Source organism: Xenorhabdus szentirmaii DSM 16338, from assembly GCF_002632585.1.
GTDB classification, from domain to species: domain Bacteria; phylum Pseudomonadota; class Gammaproteobacteria; order Enterobacterales; family Enterobacteriaceae; genus Xenorhabdus; species Xenorhabdus szentirmaii.
The window spans coordinates 904,054-923,614 of sequence record NZ_NIBV01000001.1; the positions used below are offsets into that span (position 1 = coordinate 904,054).

Here is a 19,561-nt window from a genome sequence, read left to right on the forward strand (position 1 = left end):
TGTTGTGATTTTCAGTGGGCTACTGTTGATTGTTTTGTTTTATTGGATATGCGCTGCTGTTGGTTTACTCGATATTGATATCTTAAACATCGATGTAGATAGTTTCGATGCATCTGCCCTGGCTGGCTGACAAAACTCGGCCTTATAGGAATTCCGGTTACTGTCATTATTACGTTGATTACCCTGATTGGCTGGCCCTTAAGTTATTTCAGCGTACATTTGATGCTGCGTTTCATTGAAACTGATGTGATCCGTTATTTACTTGGAACCGCCACTTTCTTTATCGTGTGTTTCGTTGCATTACTGCTGACAACAATGTTATTGCGCCCATTGCAACCGAAACTGGCCAAACTCAATCACACCAACAGTGCTGACGATCTACTCGGCAAAGTCGCTGAAGTCCGTTCCCCGATTGTGACAGAACAACGTGGTGAAGCCCTGATGGATAATCACGGTGCCAGTCTGATCTTACAGGTACGCGCCCCGGAAAGTGATGGTATTTCCCGCGGTGATCGTGTCGTACTCATTAGCTATGACGCTGCGACGCACAGTTACACCGTAGTCAGTGAAGATGAATTTCAATTGTAATAGTCACGGTTAACCCGCCGCTATTTACGATTTAATCGTTGCCGTAAAACTTGCTATCTGACATGTCTCATTCAACATTCTGGTCATGGATGAATAGCAACTTAAGTTCTGGGGTTTCTGGTGCGTTATCCGCCAACCCCAAACCAGTTCGCCTCAAAATAAAATGGAGAAATACATGTCGGATATTGCCTTGGCAGATTTCATGCCTTTTTTGATCATCATTGCAACGGTGATTATCGTCATTCTCGGTTTCTTTGGCCTTTTTAAAGCGTTTTATATCAAAGTGCCACAAGGAACAGCGCTGATCGTCAATGATATGTCAGCACAGCCAAAAGTCCATTTCACTGGTGCGCTGGTCTATCCGGTGATTTACAAAAAAGAATTTATGCGCATTTCTCTGCTGACGCTGGAAGTTGATCGCCGTGGTAAAGATGGCCTGATCTGCAAAGATAACCTGCGTGCAGACATTACGGTTGCCTTCTACCTGCGTGTTAATGAAACCACTGAAGATGTCCTGAAAGTGGCTAAATCTATCGGTGTTGATCGCGCTTCCGACCATAATGCCGTTAATGCACTGTTCAGCGCCAAATTCTCAGAAGCGCTGAAAACCGTTGGTAAACAATTTGAACTGTCAAAATTGTTTGAAGATCGCCAGAACTTCCGTGACCGCATTGTTGATGTCATCGGCAAAGATCTGAACGGTTACGCGCTGGAAGATGTTGCCATCGACTATCTGGAGCAAACCCCGAAAAACTCACTGGACCCGAACAATATTTTCGATGCGGAAGGTATTCGCAAAATCACCGAAATCACCGCCATCCACAATATTGAAACCAACCAGAAAGAGCGCGACCAAGAACTGGCTATCCAGAAGAAAAACGTAGAAACCCGTGAAGCCAGTTTGGCGTTGGAACGCCAGCAGGCAGATGCTGAAGCTCGTCAGAAACGTGAAATTGAGAGCATTCGTGCCCGAGAAGCAGCCGAGACACTGAAAGTCAAAGAAGAAGAGCGCCTGAAAGCAGAACAGGCACGTATCCAGACTCAGCAAGAAATCGAAATTCGCGAGGAAAACCGTCTGCGTGAAGTGGAAGTGGCACAACAAAACCGCGAACGAGCCGTTATCATCGAGATGGAGAAAGTGACTCGGGCACAGGAGCTGGAAATTGTTTCCCGTGAACGAGAAGTCGAACTCCAGCGGATCGATAAAGAAAAAGTACTGGAAGAAGAACGTAAAAATATTTCTAACGTGATCCGTGAACGTGTTGCCGTTGAGAAAACCGTCGCACAGGAAGAAGAACGCATTAAAGAAGTCCGCCTGATTTCTGATGCGGATCGCCAGAAACAAATCACGATTATTCAGGCTCAGGCCAAAGCAGAACAAGAGCTGGTGCGTCAGGTCAAACAAGCCGAGGCAGATGAAAACAGTGCTAAATTCAAGGCACTGGAAATCAGTACCATGGCTCAGGCCGAGCTGGAAGCTGCCGCCAAACAGTCAGAAGCGAAAAAACGCATGGCGGAAGGTATTGAAGCCGAAGAAGCGGCGTTAGGTCTGGCCGAAGCGCGTATCCGCCAAGCCAAAGCCGAAGCGGAAGAAAAAGAAGGGCTGGTGCAGGCGCATGTGATTGCGGAAAAACTGTTGGCAGAAGCCCGTGGTACACAAGAAAAAGGGCTGGCAGAAGCCCGCGTTCTGGAAGCTCAGGCCGACGCCTCCGAAAAACAAGGCCTTGCTGAGGCGAAAGTGTTGGAAGAGAAATTGGCAGCACAGGCGCGGGGCGATGAACAGCAAGCCAACGCCAAAGAAAAACTGGGTCTGGTAGACGCGAAGGTACTGGAAGAAAAACTGGTGGCGCAGGCTCGTGGGGAGGGCCAGCTTGGTTCAGCGCAAGCTGAGGTTATCCGTCAGCGTCTGAAAGCCGAAGCCGATGGTCTGACTGACAAATTCACCGCAATGGGCAATCTCAACGATACCGCTCGCGATCATGAAGAATTCCGCATGCAGCTTGAGAAGAACTTCGAGCAAGCAATGGCTTCGATTGCAGCCAACAAAGAAATTGCCAAAGAACAAGCCGAAGTACTGGCAGCAGCACTCAGCAAAACCAATATTGATATCGTGGGGGGTGACGGCAGCTTCTTCAATACCTTCTCCAAGGCACTCAGTGTGGGCAAAGCCATCAATGGTGTCGTAGATAAAAGCCCGCTGGTAAAAGATGCCGTGCAGAAACTGCTGGCAGGCAAAGGAGAAAAAGGAAACGGAGAGAAAGGAAACGAAGGGAAAGAAGTTGGGGAATCAAAGCTGAACCTCGATTCACTCCTGCAAAACCCTGAAGTGCAATCTCTGGTTAACATGTTCGGTTCAAATAAAAAGACCCCGAACAAAGGCATCTCTGAAGAGTCATAAACAACACTCATCCGTCACAGAACCCTTTACAAAATTATCTGTGGCGGATTTTCCCTGCACTACTCCCTACGGAATGATCATAAAAAAAATGACCCTCCGGAATATCTGTACAGTGCACCCAAAACCCGCTTTTACGTCATTAAAATCAATCTTGAGCAAGGAAACGTGATACGCCATGTCAGATAGCCAAGTGAATAATCGTGAACAGGAATTATTGGATAATGCCGTCGCAGAAGGCGGTGCCTACGATATCTTACGCAATCGCCTGTCTGAGCAAGGCCAGCAACTGCATGAAAAAGTCAGCTTGCTGAATACACGCCGTCTGGAAGAATTCGGCAAAAACCAAACTGACGTTATCGGGCGCATCCGCATCCGGACAGAAAACAACTGTGTTGCCCGTGATATTGTGCGCGTCGGCAATTGGCTGCTGTTTGGCTACAACGTATTCCTCGGCTTAAAAAAAGAGACACGGGTTGAAGATGTGTTTTCCCTGTACAAACTCAAGAAAGAAAATGACGAGTATGATGCGGAATCCGTTCCGCTGGCAGGCACATTCCTCAATATCACCAGCTTCGTACAAGACTTCCACGAGCTTTATACTTACTACAAAAACACCCAATTGCTGGAATTGGTTGAGCGTGATGGCAAACTTCTCGCCAGCTTCCAGATTGGTGAAAGAATTACGGATATCCGGGTGTTTCGTTGGGCCATTTCCAGCGATAAAACAGAAATAACCTATATCGATAATCGCGGCGAACGCGATATCGCCCTGCCCCCTGCTTATGATTTTGAATGGCAGAAAACCACGCGGGAAAACACCGTGAATGGCCGTTATCCACATATGAACATTCTGGATACCGTGTTTGTGGAAACCATTGGCGGCGATCTGACCATTAAATGTGAAAACAACACCGAAGATGGTTTGGGGATCTATCGGGAATCCGTATTGGATAAAACCCAGTCATTGGATGATGCCCAGATTGAATATGCTCAGACCGGCAGCCTGATCTTGCTGAAAATCCGGCCTTATCGCGAAGAATCCTGGCGTTATCTGGTCTACAACACATTGGCCCAGACCGTACAACGTATTGATGCCATCGGTTTAGCCTGCATTCAATTGCCGGAAGATCACGGCATTATCTTTCCCGGTGGCTATTATCTGCAAAATGGGGAATATAAAACGTTCGACCAATCAATGGATGGCATGCGTTTCCGCCGTGTTCGCCGTTCTCCGAATGGCGAAGATGTCATGTACATTTTTTACGAACCCAAAGGGGGACGGCTGGCTCTGTTCAATTACAACCTGATCGAACGCAAACTGCAAAATCCGCTGTTTGGCCATGGCTATGCCATGCTGGAAAACGGTCAGATGGTACTGTTTGAAGGGCAATCAGAAGAGCCGACCCGCATTCATCCCATGCAAATCTGGCAAACACCGTTCTATTCTGACGAATATGCGGCCCGCCAGCCGGCAAAAAACAGCTTTTTGGGGCGCATCGGCAATGCAGAGTTGGTTCGGGGGATTTCCGACCTTTACCATATCGCCAAGGAAATCGAACAACAGCAAATTTCCTCCCTGCTCTACGAAAAACTCTGTCAGGATGCCCGCCGTCTGGTCGATATCTATTATTGGCTGAATGACGAACAAAGCCTGAATATCTCTTTATTGTTGAAAGAGATTGCCAATACGGGTGAAAAGGTTCTGGATGAATACGAAAAAGTAGAAAGCATCCGCCGTCAGTCTACCCGCGCCATGAATGAAGCGACATCGCGCCAGAAAGCATTGCTGTCTGCGATGCTGCCGGAAAGCTGGACAGAAACGCATCAATTTATCGACGCCTTAAACAGCCTGAGCATCCAGCGTGGTCACTTAATCACACTTCGCGATCATCGCTATATTGACCTGTCTCTCCTTGATGAAATGGAAACGCAGCTGGCTGGCAGCCAGCAGCGCATTTCACTGGCGACCGCAGAATTCCTTGCCAGCGAAAAAGCATTACAGCCTTTTACCCTGCAATTACAGGAACTGGCACAACAGGTTCAGGTTGCCGCCAACCGATCCCAGCTCGCCGAGCCACTGGCAGGCATGGAAAAAATGTCCGCCGATCTGGATATGCTGTCGAACCTGATGGCCTCACTGAAATTCGAGGACACAACCCAGCAAACCCACATCATCGAGTCAATTTCCGAAATTTATGCCTTGCTGAACCAAGCCCGGGCCAGACTGCAACAACGCAGAAAAGAGCAAGGGGCAGTTGAATCCATAGCCCAATTTGGCGCTCAATTTAAACTGTTCAGCCAAGGGATCACCAATGCCCTGACCCTCTCCACCGATCCGGAACGTTGTGATGAACAACTTTCCCGCCTGTTAGTCCAGCTGGAAGAGCTGGAAACCCAATTCAGTGATCACGATGAGTTCCTGAATGACATTCTGGACAAACGTGAAGAGCTGCTGGAAACCTTTGAAACGCACAAACAGTCACTGCTGGATGAGCGTCAGCGCAAGACCCAGAATTTGCAGGTGGCGGCAGAGCGCTTGCTGGACAGCATCATCCGCCGGACAGCAAAATTTTCATCCCTCGATGAACTGAATGCCTTCTTTGCTTCCGATACCCTATCGCTGAAAACCCGTGAAATCATTGAACGCTTACGGGAACTGAAAGACAGCGTAAAAGCGGACGATATCGATGCCAAATTCAAGGCCGCGAGGGATCAGGCCATTCGCAGCCTGCGGGACAAAACAGAAATCTATGAAAATGGCGGCAACGTTATCAAATTTGGCCCGCGCCACCGTTTCAGCGTCAATACCCAAGAGCTGGATCTCACAATCCTGCCACGGGGCGATCACCTCTATCTGCACCTGACCGGAACGGATTATCAGGAACCCATCGACAGCCCAGAACTGAGTCACTGAAACCCTATTGGTCCATAGCCCTTGAATCAGAATCACCACAGGTCTATCGCGCTGAGTATCTGGCTTATTCCATGATTTACGCAGCCAGTAAAGAGCTGGATAGCCTGACGCTGGACGGGCTTAAGTCATTGTTAAGCAAACCAGATATGCTGGAAAAAACCGTGCGTGATTTTGCCGCTCCCCGCTATAAAGAGGGCCATGAAAAAGGAATTCATGACCATGACGCCGTCGCAATCTTGCGTAAACTCATTCCTGTCGGAGAAAGCGCCGATCTTTTGCGTTTCAACCCTCATGCCAGAGGAATTGCCGTGCTTTTCTGGGAACAAATCCAACACGAAGAGCAGCCAGCACTGTGGCCTGAACGTGCCCGTACCTGTACCAACATTTATCAGCTTTTCCGCAATGATGCCGGTTTACTGGATCTACAGGCTGAAATTGAAGCGGAACTCAGCCTGTTCCTTGAACGCCATCCGCTCAAGTGTGAACCTTACCAGCAGACACAGGCAGCGGAGTATCTGAGTCTGGCATTAAGCCGGGCCACCGTGGAATTCAATTTCAGCAAATATGCCAGAACGTTACTGGAAGGGTTGCAATCTGCACTGGAAAAAGCCCATATGTGGGGAGATTTCAACCACTCACAGCAGAATCTCGGGCAACGTTTCGCTCAGCGCTGGATGTTGGTGGAAAACTGGCTGAACGGGCTTTGTACTTTGTCTGAATTCGCGCCGTTGAAAGGTTATATTTCTGAATCCGTGGCACTGGTTTTATTGGATAAAACAATAAATACGCGTTTCAGTGAGGCCGACCTGCACTTTACCGTCACCGATTTAATCGGGGAACACCCTTCTATCGTCAACCAGACACTGACCCTGAGCCTTGATGATTATTTCTGCCGAATGCGCAACCAGCGAAAAGTGTTTATTCCTGCCTACCATCATTATCAGGAATTGCGCCAACAGGTTTTAAGCCAGCAACGCCAGTCCCTGCGACTGCATGAATTCAAAGCCCGGCCACTCAGCTCCTTTGTGCGCAATAAACTCATCAACGATGTTTATCTGCCGTTGATTGGTGACAACCTTGCCAAACAAATAGGTGCTCTCGGTGAGGGCAAGCGAACAGATTTAATGGGGATGTTACTGATGATTTCCCCGCCCGGTTACGGCAAAACAACCTTGATGGAATATATCGCCAATCGGCTGGGTTTGATCTTTATGAAGATCAACGCACCGGCATTGGGGCATGATGTCTTGTTACTCGATCCCGCCCAAGCGCCAAATGTGACCGCCCGGCAAGAATTGGAAAAACTGAATTTGGCGTTGGAAATGGGTAACAACGTCATGCTGTATGTGGATGATATCCAGCACACCAATCCGGAATTCCTGCAAAAGTTTATTTCCCTGTGTGATGGTACACGGCGCATTGAAGGGGTCTGGAAAGGCCAGACAAAAACCTATGATATGCGCGGTAAAAAGTTCTGTGTCGTTATGTCGGGCAACCCTTATACCGAATCTGGTGAGCTGTTCAAAATACCGGATATGCTGGCAAACCGCGCCGATATTTATAACCTCGGTGAAGTGCTGGGCGGCATGGAAGAGGCATTTACGCTGAGCTATATCGAGAACAGCCTGACATCAAACCCGGTACTGGCGCCTCTGGCATTGCGCGATATGAACGATCTGTACCGGTTTATCGACAAAGCGATGGGTAAACCCTTCTCCACCAATGAACTGAGTTATCCTTACAGTGAAGCGGAGATCACTGAAATCGTCGCGATACTTGAACGCCTGCTGATGATGCGGGATATCGTATTCAAGGTGAACCAACAATACATCATCAGCGCCGCGCAATCGGATAAATATCGGACAGAGCCGCCATTCAAATTGCAGGGCAGCTACCGCAATATGAACAAGCTCAGTGAAAAAGTTTCTGCTGTCATGAATGATGCGGAAATTCGGCGCATCATTGATGATCACTATTTGGGTGAAGCCCAACTGCTGACCAGCGGAGCGGAAGAAAACCTCCTCAAACTGGCAGAAATCCGCGGCACAATGACCCCGCAAGAAGCACTGCGCTGGCAACAAATCAAACGCGATTTCATGCGCAATAAAGCGCTGGGTGGCGACAATGCAGATGTTGGGGATCGTGTTGTCGCTCAACTCGCGGATTTAGTTGAGAGTGTTCAGGCATTGGGGAATTCAAAGTAGTGTAATAAAGCCATGTCATCAAGAACCCCGTCGAAAACAACGGGGGAATTGGGTGCTGATAGTTTAAAAAACTCGTTAAGGCCACAAAAAGAAATGGAAATAATGATTACGGCTGTGGTGATTTTTATTCTGCTGGTTTGTGGAATAAGTTGGGGATTTACAGAGTGCAAGGCAGCGTCGATAATCTTGGCGTCAATGGGCAACTGTAACGCTTGCATTCAGGATCACCTGAATTCACATTCATGATAAAAAACAATGCCTGCGGGGAATAGTTGCCTTTTGTTGTTGCTAAAAATTGTAGCATCACCATGAAAAGGACACGGATATGCGAATTATTACAATCTTTCTTATTTTTTGCTTTTATGGGGGTAACTCGCTGGCTGTAACTCCCCAAAATTATCTATATACATCCTCAGGAGAACTTGAAGAATTAGGCCCGTTGCTTGCAAGAGCAGATATTAACGGCGTACAGATAATCTATACTTGGAAACAATTGGAAAAATCACAAGGCGAATATGATTTCTCCGCGATAAAAAAGGATCTATCAGTACTTAACAAAATGAATAAAAAGCTTTTTATTCAGATCCAAGACCGTTTTTTTGAACCAACCCACAGAAACATTCCGCTCTACTTATTGCAAGAACCTCAATATCGTGGCGGTTTGATCGCGCAATCTGACAATCCGGGTGAAGGTAAATCGCCTGCTCAAGGCTGGGCTGCGGCACAGTGGAATGAGGCATTAAGAGAACGGTATCAACATCTTTTGTCGGCCTTGGCTACCGAATTGGATGGAAAAATCACGGGCATTAATCTCCCTGAAACAGCCATTGATATTGACCTGAAAAAAGAAAATGCCGGCTTTACTTGCGATAAATACTTTTCAGCCACTATCGATAACATTTTATTTGCCAGAAAAGTCTTTAAAAAATCGTATGTTGTACAATATGTTAATTTCTGGCCCTGCGAATGGAATAACGACCATAACTATATGTCCCGCCTGTTTGAGATTGCACAGAAAAACAATATTGGATTGGGAGGGCCTGATATCGTTCCTTATAAGAAGGGACAAATGAAAAATTCATACCCTTTTTTCCATCAATACAAAAACAAACTGGCTCTTGTTGCAATGGCGATTCAGGAACCCACTCTCACTTATACAAACCCTCAAACTAAAAAGAAATTCACTCAGCAAGAATTTATCAAATTTGCAGAAGAATACCTGGGCGTTAATATTATTTTTTGGAGTACCCATTCCCCGTGGCTGAATCAATAGATTGAGTGAACTTATTGTTGTCAGAATAAAGATGAGCACTCTCTTTAGCCCAACAAACCAGCATGTTGGAAACTGGTTGACAGGAAATAATTTCCTCGGAAAATCGTTACTTTTTAGTAACACCCAATGGATTTCAAGTTGCATCGCGGCGGCAAGAGAGTGACAAATTCGTCGGGAACGAATTTGCCCGGCCAAAGGCTGGCCAGGGGTCGAGAGGCAGGTGCCTCTCAGACATCCCCGGAAGCATAGATAACCGTGTGTTTATAAAAATGGTGGCCGGAGTGAATGAACGCAGCCAACAAAGAGGCAACTTGAAAGACAAAGGGGATAAAGTCTAAATGACAAGGTAATAATTACAGTGAAAATATGGCTACAAAAACGCCTTTACATCCTAATCGGGCTCGCGTCAATATTTATCATCATCCAGCTGCTGGATACCTTAACCTATGGTTCATTAAATAAGTTCGGTATTATTCCGCGTTACACCCAAGGGCTGATTGGCATTCCATTCTCTTCTTTCCTGCATGGTAGCTGGGGGCATTTGTTCAGTAATCTTCCCGCGTTGTTAGTCCTCAGCGCATTACTGATGACTCACTCCATCCGTTACTATGTGCTCGCCAGTCTGTTTATTATCTTTATGGAAGGCATTCTGGTCTGGCTATTTGGCCGAACCGCCATTCATATCGGGGCCAGTGGCTGGATCTTTGGCTTGTGGGGATTATTGCTGGCGAATGCTTACTTTCTGAGAAGGGCGAAAGATTTATTCTTTGCCATTTTGGTGTTCATTTACTACGGCGGAATTGCTTTAGGGCTATTGCCATTACAAGAAGACATTTCAACCGAAGGGCATATTTTTGGTGCAATCGCAGGATTATCTTTCTCTTGGCTATCCAAAAAATGGAATATGACGAACCATTGATGTGAGATGAATTGGGAATATTACCGTATTCCCATTTCACAACATTAACGGGAGATGGCGACATTCGCTTTGATATGTTTAAGGTGAACAACAATCGTAAAGGTAACAACGACCAATAATGACCATGCCCCCCATTTTCCTGCGTGGACAGCAGACCAGGCACCTAACTGATGAGGATATTGCCAGATCCCAAAGAACGTCCCGAAGTTTTCAGCCAGCCAAATAAAAAAGCCAATCAGTATAAAAGCAAGTAATAGCGGCATTTTGCGTTCTTTATCCAATGGCGTGTAAAAAACCGTACCACGCGCATACAAACCAAAAATAAATGCCGTTAAGTACCAGCGGTAATCACTAATATAATGATGGCTGAAGAAATTGATATAAATTGCCAGTGCCACCAGCGTTGCCATCCAATACGGCGGGTAATGCTCAATACGTACCTTAAAAAAGCGCCATGACTGGATAATGTAGCTCCCTACGGCGGCATACATAAAACCCGTGAATAACGGGACTCCCCAAAGTTTAGTCAGCGCGGGATCAGGATATTGCCACGAACTTATTGCTGCTGATGTTTTGAATAGCTCCATGATGAAACCCACCAAGTGGAAGACGCAAATCGCTTTCAGCTCATCCCATGTTTCGAGTTTTGACCACATCAGGAATGCTTGAAAAGAGACTGCAAATATGAGTAGCACATCATAACGCGGTATACCTAAGATGCCCTTCGTCGGAACCAGAAATAAAGCCAAAAAAAAGAAACCCGCAAATAAGCACGATCGCGCATTAATCAACCCAAAGAAAAGAAATTCTAAAATAAATCGCTTTATCCCTGTGCTGCCATTCGGCTCATGAGCCATTAACAAATCATCAATCTTGCGTAGCACATTAATTTTCAGGTACTTACTTTCCATTCAATTAACCTGTTAGTGTTATTTTATGTTAATTCACTACGATAATGTTTATTTCATCCCGCGAATTCTAACAGGATTTAAATAACCATTCACTAGCAGACATAATAGCAACACAATTAACCGTTTTTGATGGGTACATGACTTACTGCCCAAGATGAGCTTAAAGAAACCATCCTGTCTGCCCGCATCACGCATTCCTTATTTAATGTACTTTTTCTAACACTATATGATTGATATTTCGATTAATAGTAATTTAAAGCATGACAAACCGTCAGATTAAGATAATGAGGAATATTATATTATTCCCATTCCACAGAATTATGAATAATAAACTATAAAAAAGTCACCTTTGGTTATTTTTACTCTCACCATAGAAACTTTCATATCTAAAATAGAATAAAAAGACGATACTTTTAATCATATGATATGCAAATTTTAACGACCAGCTCTACTCTAAATTAATAAAATTATTTCACACTACCTTAAAAAATCAATTTCACTGGGCGTTAACCAGAGATATTATCGGTATTTTTGAAAAAATTATTTATATAGCCAATGCATTTCAAGATACAGATTGAAAAACGAAGGATATAAGCGTGTTCAAGTGAATAAAAAACAAATGATATATAAACACATGGGGGAAGCATATTGTCATTGCTGCTGGGTGGATTGGCAATCCTACGGTGCATTATCAAAGGCATAGCAAAACTTAAATACTGTTTTGCCATGTTCTAACCTTCAGCTTCCCACCTTTTAGGTAAGTCTGTTACCCCAGAAGAAGCCCCCGGATTATGGCAATATCAATAATCTGCGCAAAAATGGCATTCCTGAATCGGGGCAACCCACCCGACAGATACCCATCCAACCACGAAAGCGCGTATTGAAACGCAACTGGCATTCATCCTTGTATCAGCAACGGCCCTTATTATCGCGGCAACAATAGGATTTATGCTGTTTAGCTTCTCATCAGGGGTGATTTCTCAGGGCTATGGATAGGTTTCATTGCCGCTGTTTTGTCGCCCTATGTTCATTCATGATAAGAAAACGCAGCCAAAATGAAGCCATCATCCTCACTGCTGCCACCATAAGCGGGATTGGCTTTAAGAAAGCTTATCCACTTCACAATATTGCCGATTTTGATTGAGTCAGCATGAATGGTTCCAAGGTATTAATGCTTAAATCTGCCGATCATGTGGAATACCCGGAAATTATACATAAAACATTTTCCGGCGGATTTTCATTACAAAAGAAAAGAAAAGAAACCGTATGGTCTGCAAGTTTTTCGGCACGCTCAAAGCAAATAATAAACGCCTTTCTGATGAAGAACTCATCAAGATGCTTCATGAATGCCTTCAAGCGGCACATGCTCGCCATGCGCTGAATCAGATCCAATCTGATTAGTCGATTTCAGCCCGTTCTATTACAGGCTGATCATCGTGTTCAACCACAGCCGAAAGCGCCCTGACATCAATTCATGATAATTAATTTTATACTTTATCGAATTCAGTGATTACGTCCACTTTAATGCTGCATCATCCACTGGCTGCTTAATCAGTACCTCTACATCCTTTTTATAGTCATGTGGTACATGCCAGTTTGGGCTTCTTCCCTGACGCGGAAGACCTTCATCTGCACGTTTAACATAACCCGGCTGCAACTCGCCAAAAATATTTTCATGTTTCAGCATTTCATCCGATTGGGCGCAAGGAATAACTGACTTGGCACCACGGCGATCCATTTCTTGCAATAAACGACAAACGTAATTTGCAGAGAGATCAATTTTCAATGTCCAGGAACTGTTTGTATAACCAAATAAATAAGCAAAATTCGGGATGTTTTGGACTAATGTTCCCTTGTAGAGCATACGTTCGTTGCCCTGTAATTTTTTCTCATCAATGGAAATTTCAATGCCACCAAGGACGGATAATTTCAGCCCTGTGGCGGAAACGATAATATCAGCCGGTAATTTTTGACCGGATTTCAGCAAGATGCCATTTTCAGTAAAACGTTCAATATAATCAGTCACAATAGAGGCTTTACCCTCTTTCAGGACTTTTAAAAAATTACCGGAAGGAATTACGCACAAGCGCTCATCCCAAGGTATGTATTTAGGCGTCAGATGATTCATATTGAAATTTGGCCCAACCCTTTTGCGGGCCGATGACAGCAAGAACGATTTTAACAAGGTCGGTACATGCCGGCTGCTTTTATACAGTAAACGATGCAGAAAAAGATTACGGTTTCTGCTGATGGTATAAACCCAGCGTTCCGGCATGAATTTACCGAGAAATTGAGATATTTTGTCTTTTTCAGGAACAGATAAGTAGTAACTGGGCGAACGTTGCAGCATCGTGATATGGGCTGTATCCTTCGCCATTGCCGGCACTAATGTTGCAGCCGTAGCACCACTGCCAATAACAACGACTTTCTTCCCTTTATAATTCAATTCCTCCGGCCAATGCTGAGGATGAACCACCGGCCCTTTAAAGTCATTAATGCCTGGGTAGTCAGGTAAATAAGCCTCATCATAGTTATAATAACCTGTCGCCGCGATCAGATAATTACACGTAAAAGTATGGGTTTCACCCGTGGCTTCCTCAAGCGCCGTCACACGCCATTGACCCGTCGAGCCAGACCAATCTGCATGAGTGATTTTTAAACCAAACTGTATTTTTTTATCAATCCCATATTCTTTTGCTGTTTCATTCACATAACGTTTAATTGAATCTCCGTCAGCAAACACACTGATCCCGGTCCAAGGACGGAATTTATAACCAAAAGTCATCATATCTGAATCTGAACGAATCCCCGGATAACGAAACAAATCCCATGTACCACCGATAGCCTGACGACGCTCCAAGAGAATAACTTTTTTATTGGGACACTCTCTGGCTAAATGGCAAGCCATACCAATGCCAGAAACTCCCGCTCCCATAATCAAAACATCATAATGGTCATTCATATAACTTCTCCTGCAAAATGCTTTTTTAAACAAACAAGTATTCAACGTAATTTGTTATATTATTTTTTATTTTCTGAGGTAACCATTTGCATTTATGTGGGGGGAGTATCACTATGGTGACTCACTAAGAAATTTAATCGTTAATGATATCTATTTATTATCATAATCTCATGATTCTTCATGGAAATGGCATCTTGAATAATTACAAATTACTCCCTGCTTTAGTTTCAATACTGCAAACACTGAATCTGACTGAATCCGCAAAGCAATTAAATGTCACGCAGTCTGCAATGAGCAAGACATTGAATCAGCTCCGTGAAGACTTTCATGACAAAATTATTGTGAGAGAAGCAAATAAATTCATCCTCACCCAAAAAGGAGAAAAACTGAAAGCGCAACTTCCTATTTTGATGCAGCAATTAGATGATTTATATGCCCCTGAATCAATGGAGCCAGGCTCTTGCAAAAGGGTATTTACCTTAGCTTCCAGTGACTATGTTGCCCAATCCATTTTACCGTCTATATTTCACCGCATTGAAACCGATGCACCTAATGCAAGCCTTGAATATACATTGTGGCATAAAGAAAATTTAAATAAATTTGCCGAACAACATATCGATTTAGTCACGACAATTGCTGATACGATACCGGATAATTTATACGGTAAGTTAATGGCAGAAGATCAACTGGCTGTTGTATTCAGAAATACCGCAGCCCACTCTGATAAAGAGATGACGATTGATGATTATATCAATGGGCGGCATATCCTGATCAGCGGGGGCGGAGATAAAAATAGCCCTGTAGATCATGAGTTAGCGATGATGGACCTAAAACGTCATATTTTCGCCACCGTTCCATTTTTCCAATCTGCTATAGAATTATTATTAAAGACAGATACCTTGTTAACCCTACCACTTCATATCGCTGCGGATTTCGCCCAACATCATGATTTGCGGGTAAAGCGCTTACCCTTTGAAGTTCAGGCACATAGGTACTACTTACTGTGGCACGCCAAACATCACCAAGATCCAGAACATCAATGGTTCAGAGAGATTTGCTTTCCTTTAATCCAGTCTCATCTGGACAGAACAATAAAACAGGGTATGAAAATAATTCATGCTGATCAGTAGATTTTCCCATTTTTATATCAAAATCACTTTCAATAAAATAATGATAAGCATAATTTTAAATTCAAAAAAATTAACTAATTATAATATTGGAAATATCAATGATCCCCATGGAAACACTTATTGCATTCATCAGTATCTCAACATTTTTATGTCTGTTGCCCGGCCCTGACAATATTTTAGTGCTGAGTCAATCAGCGATAAATGGGCGTAAAGCAGGGGTATCAATTACCATTGGGCTATGTATTGGATTATTAATACATACCTCTTTGGTTTCACTCGGTATTTCAGCCATGATACGCGCAAATGCTGTCGCGTTTGAAATCATCAGAATATTGGGTGTGATTTATTTAAGTTATCTTGCTTGGGGAGCTTTCAATGCAAAGCCTGCTTGCTTAAAAACCAGTAATGAGAAATTTAACCAGACAAATCAATTAATTAAAAAAGGATTGATAATGAATTTATCAAATCCTAAAGTGATTATTTTCTTTTTGGCTTTTCTCCCTCAATTTACCATTAACAGCAAGAATACAATACCCATTCCATTTCAACTATTATATTTGGGGCTACTATTTGCCATTATTGCATTTTTCGTTTTTACATTAATCTCTTATTTATCGGGTTTTTTAAATGATATTTTAGCTAACAAACCCTCAATACAAACTGTTTTAAATAAAATAACCAGTTTCATCTTTATCGCGCTAGCCATTAATTTAGCGATCAGCCAGTTTTAACGGTGACGATTGCCCGTTGTGCAGCCTTCCGGCTGCACATACAATAAAATGCTTTGATCACGATGAAAAAACAGCAAGAGTGCCGAAGAAAACAACTGTTTTTTCATTTTGTTTTCTGTTTCAAGACAGCGAATGCGATGAAACTGATAGCTGGCATTCCGAAGGAATAAGCCACCAGCGGCCAAACGGTATCACCAGACAGCACCAACGTCATTAACGTACCCACACCACCGACAATCAGACTTTGAATACAATAGTACAGCGCAACAGCCGTACCCGAGGCATCCCCAAAATCCCGAAGCGCGCCATTTGCCGTCACCGAAACCACTGTCACCATACCCACCGCAATCAACCACATTGGTATCACAAATGTCATAAACGAGGGTTTAGAGAAAACAGCGCAAGCCGCTAAAATAATCGCTCCCGCCATCATAACCAATAAACCTCGCAAGAAACTTCCCTGAATACCCCAACGTGCCACGAACAATTTCGCGAAACGCGTCACAGCGATCATGACCAGAGCAACTGTCGCAAAGGCGATACTGAATTCTATCTGAGAAAAACCTGCAAGGCTCATGAGTACACGGGGCGCAGTAGAAAAGAACACGAAAAATGATCCCAATGCAGCACTGAATCCGAGGGTATAGATCCAGAACGACTTGTTAGACAAAATCAGCGCAATCGCCAGCCCCTGTTTATCCTGCTTGGGTGGCCGAGTCTCATGCCATCGCAGTAGAGCCTGAGCAAATGCCAACAATCCCAGCACACCCAGCATCACGAAAATCCCCCGCCAGCCAAAAGCCAGCGCAATGACTGAACCGAGAACAGGCCCGAGCGCAGGAACAGACGCCAGCATTGAACTAAACAGACTGTAAATAATGCTACTTTCAGGCCTGTCAGCATAAACATCCCGCACCGTCGCAAAAGTCGCCACTAGCGCCGCAGATGCCCCCAACGCCTGCAAAACCCGCAATGCGACAAACAGTTCACCACGGCTTGTCATCGCAAGGGCAAAGGAGGCGATAGCAAAAAGCAATGCGCCCCCTAATACGACGGGGCGTCGGCCAATGCTATCCGACAACGGGCCAAAAATCAGCTGACCAAATCCAAGTAAAATCATATAAATGCTCAGCGTCAATTGAACGATGGCGGGGGATGTATCAAGCGCAGCAGGCATAGCCGGAATGACGGGCAAGTACACATCCATTGCCAGCGAAGCGAGAAGATCAAAAGGTGCCATCAGCACAAGTGCTGACGATAAAGAGTAACCCCAAACGGGGGAAGTTTTATTAGACATGACAAAAATCCGCTCAGAAAGTGTGATCTGGCGGCAACCTGCCTATTAATGATTAATAAGAGAGGAGATTACCGCAACAACTGCTAATGAAAAAGGTTGTTGCGGTTTAGCGAACTGTTTGTAAGGCGGGAGCCATATTTATATCCTTGTGATATTTAATCGTTTTTATCCAAATTGTCGTTTTTACGTACTCGCCATAAAGCCTATGTACTTTTATTGGTAAAATCAAATATTGTCTTAATATTCACCGATTCCCTGATTTAATTATTTTAATCGTGGTTCGCTATTTAAATGTGGGGGATGGTTAACCCATAAAGTCACTTTACAACTGCCAATAAATCCTGAATCTTTAAAAACATGGGCGTTGTTCCATTGGATGCAGGAACGCCCAATTCAACAAATCCAAGAAGCGTGTAAAACGCAAAGGCATCAGGATCGGCATCCAAAAATATTCCTTTAAGCGACATCACATGATGAACTTTAATCGCGTGATCTAAAAATTCCTTCATTAAAATATGACCATATCCTTGCTTTTGATGCTTAACCGAGACTCCCAGCATTATCAAACGAACAACAGAAAGGTCACTTGGCATTGAACCCGTTAAAACCCCACTCAAACGAGATTTTGCCAGCGAATAACCGGTGAAACTGCATACACCAAGTAACTCCCCAGTTTGTGCATCAATTAAAGCTTTAGAAACACAGTTTCCGTTAGCGACATTGCTTTTAAGGCTGCTGCGAACATAACGATTAATAATAGGATTGCCACAATCGAAGTGCTTTTGCCCCGGGTATGTCATATTCATTTGATAGTTTTCACAAATGTATTCAACCCTAATTTCATTTAGCAGCTTTTCCATCTTTGTTCTTCCTCATCAAAGCACGTAAAGCAAGGGTCGGTGACGCAGGTTCAGCAATCAGCATATTCAAATTACGCCAATTTTCTTCATCTAACTCGCGGCGCTTTTGGTTTTCCAGAACCTTTTCAGCCCGTTCAAAAGCCGCATTCAGAATAAAAGCACTTAAATCCACACCCGCAACCTGTGCTGCCTGACGCAAAGTTTCTTTTAGTTCAGTGCTGGTTTTTAACTCTACACGGGCATTTTTAACCTCTTTGTGAGGTTTTTTTACCGATATTGTTGCCATAGGGTAACTCCGGTTTATTCCTGTGGTGTTTGTTTATTGTACTGACGGAGAATAGCATTTGGTGGGATTATAAGCAAATATGTACGGCTATTAGCCGTACATGCAAGGTGAAAATTTGACACTTTAATGGCGTCTATTTGCTGGTTTTAGCGCCGACTAATTGTCGGTTTCAGGCTGTTCCCTCTGTTTGATCCGATCAAAGAAAATGGGCGACAAACTGGCTGAACAGGCCCTCTCATTCACCCTTCTCTCTAATTCAAGTCTTGTACAGAGTTAGCTAAACGCTTCTTGTGCCCTAATTCCGTTGTGTAAAATCGCTCCGCAATTCCATATAGTAACGTTTTGAGTTGCTCATCATTTTTAACCTCAAACTTCTGGTTGGCCTCATCAAATGTAAGAGACTCATCACTGTAACTTCGTATATAAGCCAGCATTCTTTCTCGATTGTCTGGTTCTATAATAGAAGATAATGTGTCCCTGATTAAAGCAATACGAGCACGATTCGGTTTAGATACTTTACTCAGGCTATAACCATCAGCCAATTCAATAAAATTCTGTTCTAAGAATTGCTGAACTTCCTCATTAGTGGCTTCTTTATACAGGACATCAATACCAATGAAAATACTCGAGATTGTTGCCAACTTCTTAAATACTAATCTGTCCTGTTGAGGAAAATAAATAGCGTCAGGGTATCGGTTAATACAGAGACGCGTCTCGCTATTTTCAAGGTAGGCAATGTCACCGAAACCGAGGAGTTTTTTAGTGAGATAAACGGAAGGCGAAACCTTCTGAAAAAAGAAGTTTCCATCCTGAACTGAGCATAAATAAGCTATTTTAGTAAACTCATTTTTAGGTAGAGAATTATATTCCGCTGCAACAAAATCACGCTTTAGATAATCAGGATAATAATCTTGACAACTGAATTGATCTACTTTAAACCAAGCACCTTCATCAAGGTTATGGTCAACATCGTAACCTATTAAGGCAAGATTATCGGTATCAATTTCAAATATCCTGCTTTGTTCAGTAATAAGCTTAAACAGCTTTTCCTTTTTTCTCGTTTTTATTTGTGCAATTAAATGACTCAT

General features: G+C 43.8%; 14 protein-coding genes and 1 pseudogene. 8 read left to right on the top strand and 7 right to left on the bottom strand.

Features of this window, described 5'->3' with window-relative positions; genetic code table 11:
- Window positions 1-222: 222 nt before the first annotated feature.
- From Xsze_RS22580 to Xsze_RS23185, 3 genes and pseudogenes are all read left to right on the top strand, one after another.
- Window positions 223-588 (top strand): hypothetical protein, encoded by a 366-nt coding sequence (locus tag Xsze_RS22580; RefSeq protein ID WP_244431827.1) that lies wholly within the window; start codon window positions 223-225, stop codon window positions 586-588.
- A 184-nt stretch (window positions 589-772) separates the two neighbouring features.
- Window positions 773-2,986, top strand: coding sequence for a flotillin family protein (locus Xsze_RS04300; RefSeq protein WP_038240079.1), 2,214 nt, complete (start codon window positions 773-775; stop codon window positions 2,984-2,986).
- 175 nt (window positions 2,987-3,161) lie between these two features.
- A pseudogene (locus tag Xsze_RS23185) lies at window positions 3,162-8,104 on the top strand (DNA repair ATPase).
- On the opposite strand, the gene Xsze_RS04310 reads toward Xsze_RS23185, so the two are convergent.
- Window positions 8,080-8,322 carry a hypothetical protein gene (locus Xsze_RS04310; RefSeq protein WP_038239762.1) on the bottom strand — a complete coding sequence of 81 codons (243 nt, stop codon included), beginning with the start codon at window positions 8,320-8,322 and terminating at the stop codon, window positions 8,080-8,082. The pseudogene Xsze_RS23185 and the gene Xsze_RS04310 overlap by 25 nt on opposite strands.
- 107 nt (window positions 8,323-8,429) lie before the next feature.
- Here Xsze_RS04310 and Xsze_RS04315 point away from each other — a divergent pair, with 107 nt between their 5' ends.
- On the top strand, window positions 8,430-9,377 hold the full coding sequence (locus Xsze_RS04315; RefSeq protein ID WP_038239760.1) for a hypothetical protein: 948 nt from the start codon (window positions 8,430-8,432) through the stop codon (window positions 9,375-9,377).
- Between the two features lie 358 nt (window positions 9,378-9,735).
- The gene (locus tag Xsze_RS04325) at window positions 9,736-10,296 is read left to right on the top strand and encodes a rhomboid family intramembrane serine protease (protein WP_038239758.1); all 561 of its coding nucleotides are present in this window, start codon (window positions 9,736-9,738) and stop codon (window positions 10,294-10,296) included.
- Between the two features lie 44 nt (window positions 10,297-10,340).
- Here Xsze_RS04325 and Xsze_RS04330 read toward each other — a convergent pair whose 3' ends face one another.
- On the bottom strand, window positions 10,341-11,153 hold the full coding sequence (locus tag Xsze_RS04330) for a DUF817 domain-containing protein (protein WP_407078817.1): 813 nt from the start codon (window positions 11,151-11,153) through the stop codon (window positions 10,341-10,343).
- Window positions 11,154-12,473: 1,320 nt separating this feature from the next.
- Here Xsze_RS04330 and Xsze_RS23090 point away from each other — a divergent pair.
- Complete coding sequence (locus Xsze_RS23090) at window positions 12,474-12,608, top strand: hypothetical protein (protein ID WP_280113409.1); 135 nt, start codon at window positions 12,474-12,476, stop codon at window positions 12,606-12,608.
- Window positions 12,609-12,717: 109 nt separating this feature from the next.
- On the opposite strand, the gene Xsze_RS04340 is transcribed toward Xsze_RS23090, so the two are convergent.
- Entirely contained in the window at window positions 12,718-14,169 is a 1,452-nt protein-coding gene (locus Xsze_RS04340; RefSeq protein WP_038239752.1) for a flavin-containing monooxygenase, read from the bottom strand.
- 194 nt (window positions 14,170-14,363) lie between these two features.
- Between Xsze_RS04340 and Xsze_RS04345 the strand changes: the two genes are divergently transcribed.
- Both Xsze_RS04345 and Xsze_RS04350 read left to right on the top strand, forming a co-directional pair.
- Window positions 14,364-15,299 (top strand): LysR family transcriptional regulator, encoded by a 936-nt coding sequence (locus tag Xsze_RS04345; protein ID WP_209435294.1) that lies wholly within the window; start codon window positions 14,364-14,366, stop codon window positions 15,297-15,299.
- 98 nt (window positions 15,300-15,397) lie between these two features.
- Window positions 15,398-16,030, top strand: a complete 633-nt coding sequence (locus Xsze_RS04350; protein ID WP_038239750.1) for a LysE family translocator — start codon at window positions 15,398-15,400, stop codon at window positions 16,028-16,030.
- Window positions 16,031-16,133: 103 nt separating this feature from the next.
- Here Xsze_RS04350 and cml read toward each other — a convergent pair whose 3' ends face one another.
- The 4 genes from cml to Xsze_RS04370 all read right to left on the bottom strand — a co-directional run bounded on the left by cml (window position 16,134) and on the right by Xsze_RS04370 (window position 19,561).
- Window positions 16,134-17,327, bottom strand: a complete 1,194-nt coding sequence (gene cml, locus Xsze_RS04355) for a CmlA/FloR family chloramphenicol efflux MFS transporter (protein WP_038239749.1) — start codon at window positions 17,325-17,327, stop codon at window positions 16,134-16,136.
- Between the two features lie 317 nt (window positions 17,328-17,644).
- Window positions 17,645-18,187: a GNAT family N-acetyltransferase gene (locus Xsze_RS04360; protein ID WP_038239746.1), complete on the bottom strand. Its 543-nt coding sequence runs from the start codon at window positions 18,185-18,187 to the stop codon at window positions 17,645-17,647.
- Window positions 18,168-18,473 carry a type II toxin-antitoxin system TacA family antitoxin gene (locus Xsze_RS04365; protein ID WP_038239744.1) on the bottom strand — a complete coding sequence of 102 codons (306 nt, stop codon included), beginning with the start codon at window positions 18,471-18,473 and terminating at the stop codon, window positions 18,168-18,170. The genes Xsze_RS04360 and Xsze_RS04365 overlap by 20 nt, the downstream gene beginning before the upstream one ends.
- A 251-nt stretch (window positions 18,474-18,724) precedes the next feature.
- Window positions 18,725-19,561 (bottom strand): hypothetical protein, encoded by an 837-nt coding sequence (locus tag Xsze_RS04370; protein WP_038239741.1) that lies wholly within the window; start codon window positions 19,559-19,561, stop codon window positions 18,725-18,727.

Bases quoted from the DNA above. Each gene is read 5' to 3' on its own strand.
- cml (WP_038239749.1), bottom strand. From the start codon at position 17,327: ATGTCTAATAAAACTTCCCCCGTTTGGGGTTACTCTTTATCGTCAGCA.
- Xsze_RS04350 (WP_038239750.1), top strand. From the start codon at position 15,398: ATGATCCCCATGGAAACACTTATTGCATTCATCAGTATCTCAACATTT.
- Xsze_RS04365 (WP_038239744.1), bottom strand. From the start codon at position 18,473: ATGGCAACAATATCGGTAAAAAAACCTCACAAAGAGGTTAAAAATGCC.
- Xsze_RS04340 (WP_038239752.1), bottom strand. From the start codon at position 14,169: ATGAATGACCATTATGATGTTTTGATTATGGGAGCGGGAGTTTCTGGC.
- Xsze_RS04310 (WP_038239762.1), bottom strand. From the start codon at position 8,322: ATGCAAGCGTTACAGTTGCCCATTGACGCCAAGATTATCGACGCTGCC.
- Xsze_RS23090 (WP_280113409.1), top strand. From the start codon at position 12,474: ATGGTCTGCAAGTTTTTCGGCACGCTCAAAGCAAATAATAAACGCCTT.
- Xsze_RS04330 (WP_407078817.1), bottom strand. From the start codon at position 11,153: ATGGCTCATGAGCCGAATGGCAGCACAGGGATAAAGCGATTTATTTTA.
- Xsze_RS22580 (WP_244431827.1), top strand. From the start codon at position 223: ATGCTGCGTTTCATTGAAACTGATGTGATCCGTTATTTACTTGGAACC.
- Xsze_RS04315 (WP_038239760.1), top strand. From the start codon at position 8,430: ATGCGAATTATTACAATCTTTCTTATTTTTTGCTTTTATGGGGGTAAC.
- Xsze_RS04360 (WP_038239746.1), bottom strand. From the start codon at position 18,187: ATGGAAAAGCTGCTAAATGAAATTAGGGTTGAATACATTTGTGAAAAC.
- Xsze_RS04370 (WP_038239741.1), bottom strand. From the start codon at position 19,561: ATGAGTCATTTAATTGCACAAATAAAAACGAGAAAAAAGGAAAAGCTG.